An 11,839-nucleotide genomic window follows, 5' to 3' on the forward strand; every position below is an offset into this window, starting at 1 on the left:
TGATTCGGGTGTGAGTGCCCGCGCGCCTATTTTAGCGCCATGAAAACGTCACGTCGTACTCTCCTCGCGGGCGCAGCAGGCGCCCTTGCCATTTCCCTTACCGGGGCCGGAACCCCGGCACAGGCCGCAGGCAAGACGCCGCTGGTCGTGGTGGAACTCTTCACCAGCCAGGGCTGCAGTTCCTGTCCCCCGGCCGAGGCGTTCCTGGCCGAACTGGCCGCGCGTGACGACGTCATCGCGCTCGAGTTCCATGTCGATTACTGGGATTACATTGGCTGGAAGGATCCCTTTGCCGATCCGCGCTACACTGCCCGGCAACGTTCCTACAACGCCCTGTTCGGTTCCCCCTACAATTACACACCGCAAATGGTCGTCGACGGCCGCGCGCATGAAGTCGGTTCCCGCCGCAGCGCCGTGGAGGCCCGGATCGAGGCCGCATCCATGAAGCGCATGATGGAGGCCCAGAAGCACGGCGCGTCGGAAATGACGCTGAGCCACGGGGACGATGGCGGCCTGACGATCCGACTGGCCGGTACCCCGCCGGATGCGGGCCCCTATCAGGCGATCGTCGTCGGCTTCGATGCCCGGCACGAAACCGAGATTCTGCGCGGCGAAAACTCGGGCCGGAGCCTTGTGAACGCCCATGTAGTACGGAGCATGACCACCGTCGGCCCCTCCTGGTCCGGCGGCGACGCCGAGTTCCAAGTCGAGATGTCCGAGGTCGCCGGCGACGGCGGCTGCGCCGTTCTGATCCAGAACCCCGCGACGGGTCGGATCGCCGCCGCGCAACGCATCCTGTTCTAGGAGATTCGCCTTTCGAAGGGCCTGACCATCAGGTGCCAGAAAGAGCGCTCAGACTCCCGTTCGACGCCGATCTTCATATCGGGTTCGCGCCGGTTCGGGCTGAACGATCCGAACATCCTGTCCCAGAAACTGAACAGATTCCCATAGTTCGAATCCGTATCGCGCCGGACGGCGTGATGATGCACCCAATGAATCGCGGGGGTAACGAAGATCCAACCGATCGCCCGTTCCACGCCGTTCGGCAGGCGCACATTCGAATGGGCGAAGATCGCCGCCAGCAGCACCTGGATCTCAAAGATCAGAACACTTTCCAGCGGGATATCGAAGACGATGATGAAGACCGCCCGGGCACAGGCCGACAAGGCGACTTCACCCCAGTGAAAGCGTATTGCCGTCGTGCTGTCCAAGGTCTCATCGAGATGGTGAATCTCGTGGAACCGCCACAGGAAGGGCACGCGGTGGTTGGCGCGATGCCACCAGTAGATCAGGAAATCCAGCAGCAGCAGATCGAAGACCAGCCCCCAGCCGCCTTGCCACCAGGGGGCAAGGCTTTCACGCCATTCCGGCCCTACGGAGGCCGCCCACAGGCTGACCGGCACGACGATCAGTAGCGACACCGCGATATTCGCACCGAACAAGCCACCATTGCTGATCAGGCGCCGCATGCGTTCCGATCGACCCAATGGAACGATGGCCGCCGGGCGCAGTCTTTCTACCGCGAAGAACAGCGCAATCCAACCCGCGACAATGGCGGATTTATAGGTGAGCAGCGTTTCCGTCAGGTTTTCCATCATGGATAAAGTGGGCGGATTGCCGAGACCCGGCAAGACGCGTAAGACAGCGGAGCGAATCAAACCGGCGTTACCAATCCACGCAGTCAATCCTGAGGCGATCCATGTCCATCCCCCTGATCGGCGTTTCCGCCTGTACCCGCCACAGCGAGGGCGGCAGCTATTACCACCAGGTCGGCCACAAGTATCTATCGGCGGTGGCGAGCGCCGCACGGGGGCTGCCGATGCCGATCCCGGCCATGGCAGACCAGATCGACATGGATGACCTGCTGGACAAGTTGGACGGCCTTTTTCTGACCGGCAGCCCATCCAATGTCGAGCCGCAGCACTATAACGGCCCCGAGTTCCGCCCGGACACGGAGCGCGATCCGCTGCGCGATTCCATGACGCTGCCGCTGATCCGCAAGGCACTGGACCGCGGCCTGCCGATTTTCGCGGTCTGCCGCGGCCATCAGGAACTGAATGTCGTGCTGGGTGGCACGCTCCATCAGAACCTGCAGGAACTGCCCGGCAAGCGGGATCACCGCATGCGTCGGGATATCCCGCTCGGCGAACGGTATGGCGAGGCGCATCCGGTAGACATCAAGCCCGGGGGCATGCTGGAGAAACTTGCGGGCAAGACCGGTACCGTCATGGTGAACTCGCTGCATTCCCAGGGCATCGACCGGCTGGCCGACGGCCTGTTCGTCGAATGCGTCAGTGACGACGGCGTGATCGAGGCGGTCTCCCTGCCCGACGCCAAGGGGTTCCTGCTCAGCGTTCAATGGCATCCGGAACACCCGACCGCCCTGGCCTGGCCGTTGAGTCAGGCCATGTTCGCCGCCTTCGGCGATGCAGCACGCGCCTATTCGAAAACGAAGTAACCGACAGGGAACCACGCCATGCGGATCGCAACCTGGAACATCAATTCGGTACGCCTTCGCATGCCGATCGTAGAGCAGTTCACGAAGGAGGTCGCCCCGGACGTCCTGTGTCTCCAGGAAACCAAGGTCGACGACCCGCAGTTTCCGTTCGATGACGTGCGCGCCCTCGGTTATGAGCATGTCGCGATCAACGGGATCAAGGGCTATAACGGCGTCTGCATTCTGTCCAAGCTGCCGCTGGAGAATGTCGGACGTCACGAATGGACCGGCAAGGCCGACGGTCGGCACATCTTTGCCACCCTGCCCGGCGGGATCGAAATTCACTCGCTCTATGTCCCGGCCGGCGGCGATGAGCCGGACCGCGCTGTGAACGAAAAGTTCGGCCACAAGCTGGACTTCGTCGATGAGATGACCACCTGGTTTGGCGCCAACCGCAAGCAGTCCGACAAGATCATGGTGGTCGGCGATTTGAATATCGCCCCGCTGGAGCAGGATGTCTGGTCCCACAAGCAACTGCTGAAAGTGGTCAGCCACACGCCGATCGAGGTCGAAAAGTTCACCGCCGCCCAGAACGCCTTCGGTTGGGTCGACTGCATGCGCAAATTCGTGCCTGACGACGAGAAGATGTACACGTGGTGGAGCTACCGCTCCCGCGACTGGCGCGCCGCAAACAAGGGCCGTCGCCTCGACCATGTCTGGGCATCGCCCGGACTGGCCGACAGTGTGTCCGACATGCGTATTCTCACCGACGCCCGAGGCTGGGAAAAACCATCCGACCACGTTCCGGTGATCGTCGAGGTCGGCGCCTGATCCGGCACCAGAGCCCGCCGTTCCCTTGACCGGACGGGCCTTGCGGCTTACCTACGACACAGAACATTCACTAGTTGGAATTCGGGCCATGGCGATCCTGCCGATCCTGGTCGCACCGCATCCGGTGCTGAAAATGAAATGCGAGCCGGTCGAGACTGTGGATGACGAAATCCGCACGCTGCTCGACGACATGCTGGAGACGATGTATGACGCCCCGGGTATCGGCCTGGCCGCGCCGCAGGTCGGCGTGTCCAAGCGCATTATCGTTGTCGATTGTGCCCCGCGTGGCGCCGACCCGGAGCCGATGAAGCTGATCAACCCGGAAATCGTGACGCAGTCCGACGAATTGGCAACCTATGAAGAGGGCTGTCTGAGCTTTCCGGACCAGTATGCCGAGGTGCGGCGCCCGGCCACGGTGACAGTGAAGTATCTCGACGAGAACGGGACGCAACAGACCCTCGAATGCGACGGGCTTCTGGCAACCTGCATCCAGCACGAGATCGATCATCTGGAAGGCGTTGTCTTCGTCGATCACATCTCGTCGCTCAAGCGTGGTATGATCATGCGCAAGCTGCAGAAGCAGACGAAACTCCGCAGTAAGGAAGGCCGCGCCGCCGCCGCCGAGTAAGCGCCGGGCCGTCGCGGAATCCGGTTCATGACGAAATTGAGATTGGCCTTCATGGGAACCCCCGGGTTTTCCGTTCCCGCTCTGGACGCGATTGTCCGGGCGGGGCATGAGGTCGAGGCCGTCTATACTCAGCCCCCGCGCCCGGCGAACCGCGGCAAGAAGGAAACACCCAGTCCGGTGCATCTGGCGGCCCTGAAAATGGGCATCCCGGTGCGCCATCCGGCCAGTCTGAAAACGCCGGAAGCTCAGGCGGCTTTTGCCGATCTGCGGCTGGATGCCGCGGTAGTAGTCGCCTATGGCCTGATCCTGCCGAAACCGATCCTCGAGATGCCGAAATTCGGCTGCCTGAACATCCATGCGTCCTTGCTGCCGCGCTGGCGCGGCGCCGCGCCGATCCAGCGCGCGATTCTGGCCGGGGATGAGGAAACAGGCATTTCCATCATGCAGATGGACGAGGGACTGGATACCGGCCCGGTCCTCCTGGAAGAGCCCATGCAGATTCTTCACCGTGCCACTGCGCAGGATTTGCATGACGACCTGGCACATCTGGGCGCGCGTTTGATCGTGGAGGCTCTGGACGGTCTGGTCGACGGGTCGATCCGGCCAACGCCGCAACCCGATGGCGGTGTGACCTATGCGGAGAAGCTCCGGAAATCGGAGGGCCTGATCGACTGGTCGGAAAGCGCCGCCGAACTCGACCGTCGCGTCCGTGCCCTCACGCCCTGGCCCGGCTGCTATTTCAATCATGGCGGCGAACGGATCAAACTTCTGAGTGCCCTGCCCGGCATGCCGGACCGCAACGCCGCCCCCGGAACCGTGCTGAACGACGAAGGGCTGATCGCCTGCGGCACCGGCGGTCTGCGCCTGCGCCGCGTGCAGCGCCCCGGCCGCAGCCCTGTTTCCGGTGCGGACTTCCTGCGCGGCTTGCGCCTATCCGAAGGTACCGTGCTAGGCTGACGGCTTCATCGCGGGGGAGGGTTGAGTATGAAGGTCTGCATCTACGGAGCCGGTGCCATCGGCGGCTATATGGCCGTGGCTCTGGCGGATGGCGGCGCGGATGTCAGTCTTGTCGCTCGTGGCCCTCATCTGGCGGCCATACGGCAGAACGGCCTCAGCCTGCATATCGGCGGAGAAACCAGAAACATTGCGGTTGCGGCCTCGGACAATCCCGCCGATCTCGGTCCACAGGATTACGTCATCGTTGCCCTGAAGGCCCATTCGGTCCCGGCCGTTGCCGACCGGATGACAACGCTGTTTCACGACCGGACCGCCGTGGTGACGGCCGTGAATGGGGTACCGTGGTGGTACTTCCATGGCATCGAGGGGCCGCTAGCCGGTACGCGGCTTGAAAGCGTCGACCCGGGGGGCGCCCAGTGGCGCGGGATCGGACCGGAACGCGCCATCGGCTGCGTCGTCTATCCTGCCTGCGAGGTCACCGAGCCCGGCATTGTCCGTCATATCGAAGGCGACCGATTCACCCTGGGGGAGCCTAGTGGCGAAAAATCGGACCGCGTCTCCGCCCTGGCCGAGGCGATGCGCGCCGGCGGGCTGAAAGCGCCGGTCAAACCGCGCATTCGGGACGAGATCTGGGTCAAGCTCTGGGGGAATTTGTCCTTCAATCCGATCAGTGCGCTGACCGGGGCGACCCTGGAACAGATCTGCGCCGATCCAGGCACGCGCGCCGTCGCGAAGGCCATGATGCTAGAAGGGCAGGCGATCGGTGAGAAACTGGGTGTCCGCTTTGCCATCGATGTCGAGAAACGCATCGATGGCGCAGCCGCCGTCGGCGCACACAAGACGTCCATGCTGCAGGATCTTGAGCGCGGTCGGGCTATGGAAATCGACGCGCTTGTGACCGCTGTCCAGGAACTGGGTCGACTGACCGAAACGCCGACACCGACGATCGATTCCGTACTCGCGCTCACGCAATTGCGCGGCGCCGTCGCGGGCTGTTACGAAAAAACCGGAAAATAGGGCCGGCGTCGGCCTAACCGACGAAGGCCTTCTCGATCACGAATTCGCCAGGCATGGAGTTGGCGCCCTCGGTCAGGCCCGCCGCCTCGCACAGATCCTTCGTGTCCTGGAGCATGCCCATGGAGCCGCAGATCATGACCCGGTCGTCGTCCTTGTTGAACGGCTTGCGGCCCAGATCCTCGAACAGCTTTCCGTTTTCGATCAGGGTCGTGATGCGGCCGGTATGGGTATGCGCCTCACGGGTCGTCGAGGTGTAATGGGTCAGACGACCCTGAACCATTTCACCGACCAGCGGGTCTTCCAGCGTGTCCTTTACGATCTTTTCGCCATAGGCGAGTTCCGCCACGTCGCGGCAGGTATGCGTCAGAACGACATGCTCGAACCGGTCATACGTTTCCGGATCGCGGATGACGCTGGCGAAAGGTGCAATGCCCGTACCGGTGGACAGCAGATACAGCGTCTTGCCCGGCAGCAGGGCGTCCAGCACCAGCGTGCCGGTCGGCTTCTTGCCCAGCAGGATTTCATCGCCGACCTGGATCTTCTGAAGGCGACTGGTCAGCGGCCCGTCTTCAACCTTGATCGAGAAGAAGTCCAGTTCGTGATCCCAGGACGGGCTGGCAATGGAGTAGGCACGCAGCAGCGGCTTGCCGTCGTCCTTCATTAGCCCGATCATCACGAACTCGCCGGAGCGGAAACGGAAGCTATCCGGGCGAGTGACCCGGAATGAGAACAGACGGTCGGTCCAGTGATGCACATCCACGACCGTGACGGCGTTGACCGAACCCGGAATGGCCTGTTTCTTCACTTCCATCTTGCGACGCTCCTTCCAAAAAAACCCGGCATCCCAACCGTGACAGCGGGGACTTCCGGATTTCCAAATTCGCGAGATACCACAAATGGGCCCTCATACGCCAGAGGCAAGTGATGCGGCAAAATTTCCACCATGTCAACTGTAGAAATAATAATTATACATATTCTATTTGTTATTACGACCTTCGGCAGACACCTCTTGCAGCAGCTTTGCCAGTAGATCGGCGAGGGCACGCTGTTCCGCATCGCTAAGTCCGGCAACAGCCTGCCTCTGTGCGGCAACATGCAGGGGAAGCATCCGGTCGATCAGATCCCTGCCGTCATCCGTCAGGGAAATCCGGACGGCACGCCGATCCGTTTCATGGGGCATGCGGACGATCAATCCGGCCTTTTCCAGCCGATCCAACCGTGCCGTCATGCCGCCCGACGAGATCATGGTCGAATTGTATAGCTCCGTCGGCGTCAGGGCATAGGGCGGGCCGGACCGCCGCAAGGTCATCAGGACATCCACCTCTCCCGGCTTCAACCCGAACTGGTTGAAGACAGGATACAGAAATGTCGCCCGTATCAGCTGGGACGCCTCGGTCATACGTCCGAGAAGCTCCATCGGAAGGAGGTTCAACCCGGGGATTTCCGCCTCCCATTGGGCCCTTGCATTGGCTGCGCGATCCGTCATCACAAAATCTCTTGCTATTAAGATACTTGATATTAAGTAATGCGGATCGAGTTGTCCAGACTGTCCGGACCGCCTATGCGTGAGGAGCGATGAAAATAGGTCAGACGAATTCCGCAATCCGCCCGAATGTGTGGCACGCCGTGGGCCTGCTGCTGGCCACGGGATCCCTGCTCGGGCTCTCGGCCATTTGGGCGAAGGCATCGGGCTCGGTGTCCTGGCCGCCGCTGGCCCTGCTGCTTTGGTCCATGATTATCGGTGCGGCCATCCAGACCGTCGGACAACTGGCCCGGCGACGGACGCCGCTTCCCGGCGGCTCCGCCCTGGTCTTCGCGATCTTCTCGGGTATCCTCTTTGCGATTCCCAACGCGATCACCTTCGCCGCGGTCGAGCATGTCGGCGCCGGCTTCGTCGCCCTGTGTTTTGCCTTCCCGCTCATGCTGACCTACGCCCTGGCCCTGGCCCTTCGGATGGACAGGTTCGATGGCATGAAGTTTCTCGGCGTCCTGTTCGGCGTCGCGGGCGGAGCGGTTCTGGCGACGGCCAAGACCGGCGTCGACGGCGGCTACAATCTCTGGGTTCTGGCTGCGCTCTCCGTGCCGGTCATCCTGGCAATCGCAAACATCTACCGCAGCGCCTACTGGCCCAAAGGCGCGGATTCCATGCAGATGTCGATCGGCATGCTGGTTTTCGGCGCCGTGACCATGGTTGCGATGCTGATGTTCTTCGGAATCGATTTCGGTCCTGCGGATTGGACAGCGGAAAGCGCCGGATTGCTGGCCGTGCAATCGCTCACCTTCGCGGTCCTCTATGATGTCTATTTCCGGCTCCAGAAACTGGCCGGGCCCGTCTATCTGAGTCAGATCGGATCGGTCGCAGCGGTTACCGGCATCGCGCTGGCCTATCTGATCTTCGCGGAAATCCCCAGCACGCAGCAGAGCATCGCCGCCATCCTGGTCGCGATCGGGCTGGTCCTGGTGAACCGCGCAATGATCCGACAGCCGCGCCTCGCAGCGTGACCGGGGCCGCCTAGGAACCGTCGAAAACCGGCTTCCGCTTTTCCAGATGCGCGGCCACGGCCTCGGCATGATCGGCCGTACCATGCAGCAGGGCCTGATAGGACGCACACATCGCCAGATGGTCCTCCAGGCTCTGATGCGGGGCCTTGCGCAGCAGACGCTTCGACAACTGAACGGCACGCGGTGCATTGGCCGCGATGCGGCAGGCGATGGCATGTGCCTCGGTCAGCAGGTTTTCCTGCGGCACGATGCGCGAGATCAAGCCCCATTCCTTCGCTTTCTCCGCGTCGGCCGGCTCCCCTGTCAGGATCATCTCCGCCGCCGCCGAGAGACCGATGATCCGGCTGAGGAACCACGCCGCGCCATCCCCGGGCGAAATGCCCAGCTTCACGAAAGGCGCCCCGAACTTCGCCGCCGGAGTCGCCAATCGGATATCGCACATGCAGACGAGGTCCAGCGCCGCGCCATAGGCGGGCCCGTTCACGGCCGCGATCACCGGGATCTCCAGGTTCCAGAATGCCGGTGGCACCCGATGTATGCCTTCGGCATAGGCGCGTTCGATATCCGACGTTGTGCCGGAGAACATGTCGGTCTTGTCCCGCATGTGCTTGACGTTGCCGCCCGCCGAGAAGGCACGTCCCGCTCCGGTCAGGACAACGCACCGCACGCCGTCATCGGCCTTCACCCGCGCCAGCGCGCCGAGGAACGCCTCGATCATCGGGGCCTCGGAAAAGGCATTCAATTCGTCCGGCCGATTCAGGGTCAGGGTTACGACCGCCCCGTCGCGGTCATACAGAACACGATCCTCGCTCATGATCTCAGGCCTCCGGTGCGCGGTCCCGGCGGGGCGAATGGCCGAAGAACTCGCGGTAACATTTTGCAAAATGACTGGCCGACACGAAGCCGCAGGCCAGGGCGACATCCAGCACCGACATGCTGGTCTGGCGCAAAAGGATGCGGGCCCGCTGCATGCGCAGGCCGAAATAGTATTTGCGGGGCGTGGAATTCAGGTATTTCCGGAACAGGCGCTCCAACTGGCGTGTGGAAAGGCTGACCGCCTCGGCGATCTCCTCCCGGTCCAACGGTGTCTCCAGATTCTCTTCCATGAACTGGATCGCACCCAGCAGCTTGGGGTGACTGACCCCGACACGAAACCGCAGCGCCATGCGCTGATGTTCGGACTGCTCACGGATCTGCTTGTGCAGGAACCACTCCGACACATGGGTCGCCAGATCGTGACCATAGGAATGGCTGATCATGTGCAGCAGAAGATCGATCGATGCCGTGCCGCCGGAGCAGGTCACGATTCCGCCGTCGATCTCGAACAGTTCGTCGGTAATCTCGAGATGCGGAAAATCCTCCCGGAATCCGTCGAGATACTCCCAGTGGATGGTGCAGCGCCGGTTGTCCAGCAGCCCGGCATGCGCCAGCAGATAAGGCGCCGTCGAAACCGCCCCGATGGTCGTCCCCATCCGGGACAGCTTGCGCACATAGTTGATTGCCCGCGGGTCCTTGATCTTCTCCGCCCCGGTACCGCCGACAACAAACAGATAGTCGAATCTCTTGTCCGTCGCGACGGACAGGTCCGGCATGATATCGATGTCGTTCGATGCGGTTACCGCCTCGCCATCCATCGAAATCAGCGACCATTCGTACATCGTCTTGCCGGCAATCGTATTGGCCGCGCGCAGCGGTTCGACGGCGGAGGAAAACGCCATCAACGAAAAGCTTGGCAGGAGAAGATACCCGAATTGCTCGGGCTCGCCGGATCCACGCATCACCATGCGAGGTACCTTAATCCCTTCGCGCAAAAGCAAAAGCGCGTTTTGCGCGCTGTCGAACGAATTCGATTCCGGTGTGCCTCATGGCTCCCCGGCACCGATTTCTTCCTTCCGTCCGGCGATGAAGGCGTCGATCGATTCCAGACGATCCGGATCGAGCGGCGGCTGTTCGTACTCTTCCAGAACCTGCTGCCACAGGTCGGTCGCGCGCTGGGTCGTGTCCTTCGCCCCGGCGGCGGCCCAGGCCTCACTATTGGTCCAGTCGCTGAGGATCGGCGCGTAGAACGCCGTCTCGTAGCGTGCCATCGTATGGTCGGTGCCGAAGAAATGCCCGCCCGGCTGCACCGAGGCGATGGCATCCAGCCCCAACTCGTCCGGCGCGGTGTCGATCGGCTGAATCATGCCGATCATGTGCTGAATCATCTCGACATCGACCATGACCTTTTCGAAGGAGGCGACGAGCCCCCCTTCCAGCCACCCGGCCGCGTGATAGATGAAGTTGCCGTGACCCATCAGCGCGCCGAACATCGCCATCATCGTCTCATAGGTGGCCTGCGCATCGACGGTGTTGGAAGCGTTGCAGGCACTGGTCCGGTAGGGAACCTTGTAGAAGCGTGCCAACTGCCCGCCCGCCAGATTGGCCTTGGAGTTTTCCGGGGTCCCGAATGCGGGGGCGCCCGACTTCATGTCGACATTGGACGTGAACCCGCCATAGACGACCGGTGCGCCGGGCCGGACGATCTGGGTCAGGCACATGGCGAACAGGGCTTCGGCATTCTGCTGCACCAGGGCGGCGGCCATGGTCACCGGCGTCATCGCCCCCATCAGCGTGAACGGGGTGACGATCGTGGCCTGCCCCAGTTCAGCCATCTGGATCGCGCCCGTCGCCATATGTTCGTCCAGCTTGCGCGGGCTGTTGACATTGATGTTGCCGATACAGGCGGGTGTCTCCATCAATGCGTCCAGCGACTTGCCGCAGGCCCGTGCCACGATCTCGCAGGAATCCCTGGCCCGGCCCGCGCCGATCAGCTGATGATTGAAGGCCTTGTCGGTAAAGACGACATTGGCCCGGGTCGAATCCATGTGGCGGGTGTTGGCCGGCAGATCCGTCGGTGCCACGGCCTGATTACCCAGAAACCGGATGCAATTGAAGAACTGCGCGAACTTGGCCAGCGTCACGTAATCGGCGAAGTTGCCCACGCGACGCCCGCGGATCGCGTCGTGCACATTCGGCGGCCCGGAAACCAGACCGAAATTGATATGATCGCCGCCGACGACGATGGCATGATCCGGGTTGCGCGGCGTCAGGATGAATTCCGACGGCGCATGCGCCATCAACTCCATCACCAGCGCCCGGTCCATCTTCACCTTTTCATTGGCACGGTCCACCTCGGCCCCGGCTGCGGCGTAGAGGTCCAGCGCCCGGTCTCCGTTCACCTCCAGCCCCTCACGTTCGATGACGTCCAGGCTGGCCTCATGGATCGCTTCGACCTGATCGGCCGACAACGGACACATGGGCGGAAATGGGTTGCGCAGGCTTTGGTACCAGGGAAGCTGCTTGATACCGGCGGACTTGCCGCGCCGTTCGCGCATCGCGCGCCGGCCGGATGTTCGGGCCATACTGATGGATCTCCCTAAGACAATGCGCCGAAGCGTTATTGCCCTCTAGAATCTCCCAGTCCCAAC

13 protein-coding genes are annotated in these 11,839 nt (G+C 62.4%); 7 read left to right on the top strand and 6 right to left on the bottom strand.

Features of this window, described 5'->3' with window-relative positions:
- Window positions 1–39: 39 nt before the first annotated feature.
- Window positions 40–804 (top strand): DUF1223 domain-containing protein, encoded by a 765-nt coding sequence (locus R8L07_05005; protein MDW3204881.1) that lies wholly within the window; start codon window positions 40–42, stop codon window positions 802–804.
- Here the strand turns inward: R8L07_05005 and R8L07_05010 are convergent.
- Window positions 801–1,598 carry a sterol desaturase family protein gene (locus R8L07_05010; GenBank protein ID MDW3204882.1) on the bottom strand — a complete coding sequence of 266 codons (798 nt, stop codon included), beginning with the start codon at window positions 1,596–1,598 and terminating at the stop codon, window positions 801–803. The two genes, R8L07_05005 and R8L07_05010, sit on opposite strands and share 4 nt — an antisense overlap.
- Before the next feature lie 101 nt (window positions 1,599–1,699).
- Between R8L07_05010 and R8L07_05015 the strand changes: the two genes are divergently transcribed.
- The 5 genes from R8L07_05015 (at window position 1,700) to R8L07_05035 (ending at window position 5,870) form a co-directional block, all read left to right on the top strand.
- Entirely contained in the window at window positions 1,700–2,458 is a 759-nt protein-coding gene (locus R8L07_05015; GenBank protein MDW3204883.1) for a gamma-glutamyl-gamma-aminobutyrate hydrolase family protein, read from the top strand.
- Window positions 2,459–2,476: 18 nt separating this feature from the next.
- Window positions 2,477–3,268: an exodeoxyribonuclease III gene (gene xth, locus R8L07_05020; GenBank protein MDW3204884.1), complete on the top strand. Its 792-nt coding sequence runs from the start codon at window positions 2,477–2,479 to the stop codon at window positions 3,266–3,268.
- An 88-nt stretch (window positions 3,269–3,356) separates the two neighbouring features.
- A complete protein-coding gene (def, locus tag R8L07_05025; protein ID MDW3204885.1) occupies window positions 3,357–3,896 on the top strand; it encodes a peptide deformylase in 540 nt (179 codons plus the stop codon).
- Between the two features lie 27 nt (window positions 3,897–3,923).
- Window positions 3,924–4,853, top strand: a complete 930-nt coding sequence (gene fmt / locus R8L07_05030) for a methionyl-tRNA formyltransferase (protein MDW3204886.1) — start codon at window positions 3,924–3,926, stop codon at window positions 4,851–4,853.
- A gap of 27 nt (window positions 4,854–4,880) precedes the next feature.
- Window positions 4,881–5,870: a 2-dehydropantoate 2-reductase gene (locus R8L07_05035; GenBank protein ID MDW3204887.1), complete on the top strand. Its 990-nt coding sequence runs from the start codon at window positions 4,881–4,883 to the stop codon at window positions 5,868–5,870.
- Between the two features lie 13 nt (window positions 5,871–5,883).
- On the opposite strand, the gene R8L07_05040 is transcribed toward R8L07_05035, so the two are convergent.
- Both R8L07_05040 and R8L07_05045 read right to left on the bottom strand, forming a co-directional pair.
- Complete coding sequence (locus R8L07_05040) at window positions 5,884–6,681, bottom strand: ferredoxin--NADP reductase (protein MDW3204888.1); 798 nt, start codon at window positions 6,679–6,681, stop codon at window positions 5,884–5,886.
- Between the two features lie 165 nt (window positions 6,682–6,846).
- Window positions 6,847–7,356 carry a MarR family transcriptional regulator gene (locus R8L07_05045; protein ID MDW3204889.1) on the bottom strand — a complete coding sequence of 170 codons (510 nt, stop codon included), beginning with the start codon at window positions 7,354–7,356 and terminating at the stop codon, window positions 6,847–6,849.
- Between the two features lie 89 nt (window positions 7,357–7,445).
- Between R8L07_05045 and R8L07_05050 the strand changes: the two genes are divergently transcribed.
- Window positions 7,446–8,372, top strand: coding sequence for a DMT family transporter (locus R8L07_05050; GenBank protein MDW3204890.1), 927 nt, complete (start codon window positions 7,446–7,448; stop codon window positions 8,370–8,372).
- Between the two features lie 10 nt (window positions 8,373–8,382).
- Here R8L07_05050 and R8L07_05055 read toward each other — a convergent pair whose 3' ends face one another.
- From R8L07_05055 to R8L07_05065, 3 genes are all read right to left on the bottom strand, one after another.
- A complete protein-coding gene (locus tag R8L07_05055; protein MDW3204891.1) occupies window positions 8,383–9,186 on the bottom strand; it encodes a crotonase/enoyl-CoA hydratase family protein in 804 nt (267 codons plus the stop codon).
- A gap of 4 nt (window positions 9,187–9,190) precedes the next feature.
- Window positions 9,191–10,090, bottom strand: a complete 900-nt coding sequence (locus R8L07_05060) for a GlxA family transcriptional regulator (protein MDW3204892.1) — start codon at window positions 10,088–10,090, stop codon at window positions 9,191–9,193.
- A 144-nt stretch (window positions 10,091–10,234) separates the two neighbouring features.
- Entirely contained in the window at window positions 10,235–11,773 is a 1,539-nt protein-coding gene (locus tag R8L07_05065; GenBank protein MDW3204893.1) for a trimethylamine methyltransferase family protein, read from the bottom strand.
- Window positions 11,774–11,839: the final 66 nt, after the last annotated feature.

The organism is Alphaproteobacteria bacterium (genome assembly GCA_033344895.1).
Classification (GTDB): domain Bacteria; phylum Pseudomonadota; class Alphaproteobacteria; order UBA8366; family Aestuariispiraceae; genus Pacificispira.

Excerpts from the sequence above, each read along its gene's own strand:
- R8L07_05005 (MDW3204881.1), top strand. The coding sequence starts at position 40 with ATGAAAACGTCACGTCGTACTCTCCTCGCGGGCGCAGCAGGCGCCCTT.
- R8L07_05010 (MDW3204882.1), bottom strand. The coding sequence starts at position 1,598 with ATGATGGAAAACCTGACGGAAACGCTGCTCACCTATAAATCCGCCATT.
- R8L07_05015 (MDW3204883.1), top strand. The coding sequence starts at position 1,700 with ATGTCCATCCCCCTGATCGGCGTTTCCGCCTGTACCCGCCACAGCGAG.
- xth (MDW3204884.1), top strand. The coding sequence starts at position 2,477 with ATGCGGATCGCAACCTGGAACATCAATTCGGTACGCCTTCGCATGCCG.
- def (MDW3204885.1), top strand. The coding sequence starts at position 3,357 with ATGGCGATCCTGCCGATCCTGGTCGCACCGCATCCGGTGCTGAAAATG.
- fmt (MDW3204886.1), top strand. The coding sequence starts at position 3,924 with ATGACGAAATTGAGATTGGCCTTCATGGGAACCCCCGGGTTTTCCGTT.
- R8L07_05035 (MDW3204887.1), top strand. The coding sequence starts at position 4,881 with ATGAAGGTCTGCATCTACGGAGCCGGTGCCATCGGCGGCTATATGGCC.
- R8L07_05040 (MDW3204888.1), bottom strand. The coding sequence starts at position 6,681 with ATGGAAGTGAAGAAACAGGCCATTCCGGGTTCGGTCAACGCCGTCACG.
- R8L07_05045 (MDW3204889.1), bottom strand. The coding sequence starts at position 7,356 with ATGACGGATCGCGCAGCCAATGCAAGGGCCCAATGGGAGGCGGAAATC.
- R8L07_05050 (MDW3204890.1), top strand. The coding sequence starts at position 7,446 with ATGAAAATAGGTCAGACGAATTCCGCAATCCGCCCGAATGTGTGGCAC.
- R8L07_05055 (MDW3204891.1), bottom strand. The coding sequence starts at position 9,186 with ATGAGCGAGGATCGTGTTCTGTATGACCGCGACGGGGCGGTCGTAACC.
- R8L07_05060 (MDW3204892.1), bottom strand. The coding sequence starts at position 10,090 with ATGGCGTTTTCCTCCGCCGTCGAACCGCTGCGCGCGGCCAATACGATT.
- R8L07_05065 (MDW3204893.1), bottom strand. The coding sequence starts at position 11,773 with ATGGCCCGAACATCCGGCCGGCGCGCGATGCGCGAACGGCGCGGCAAG.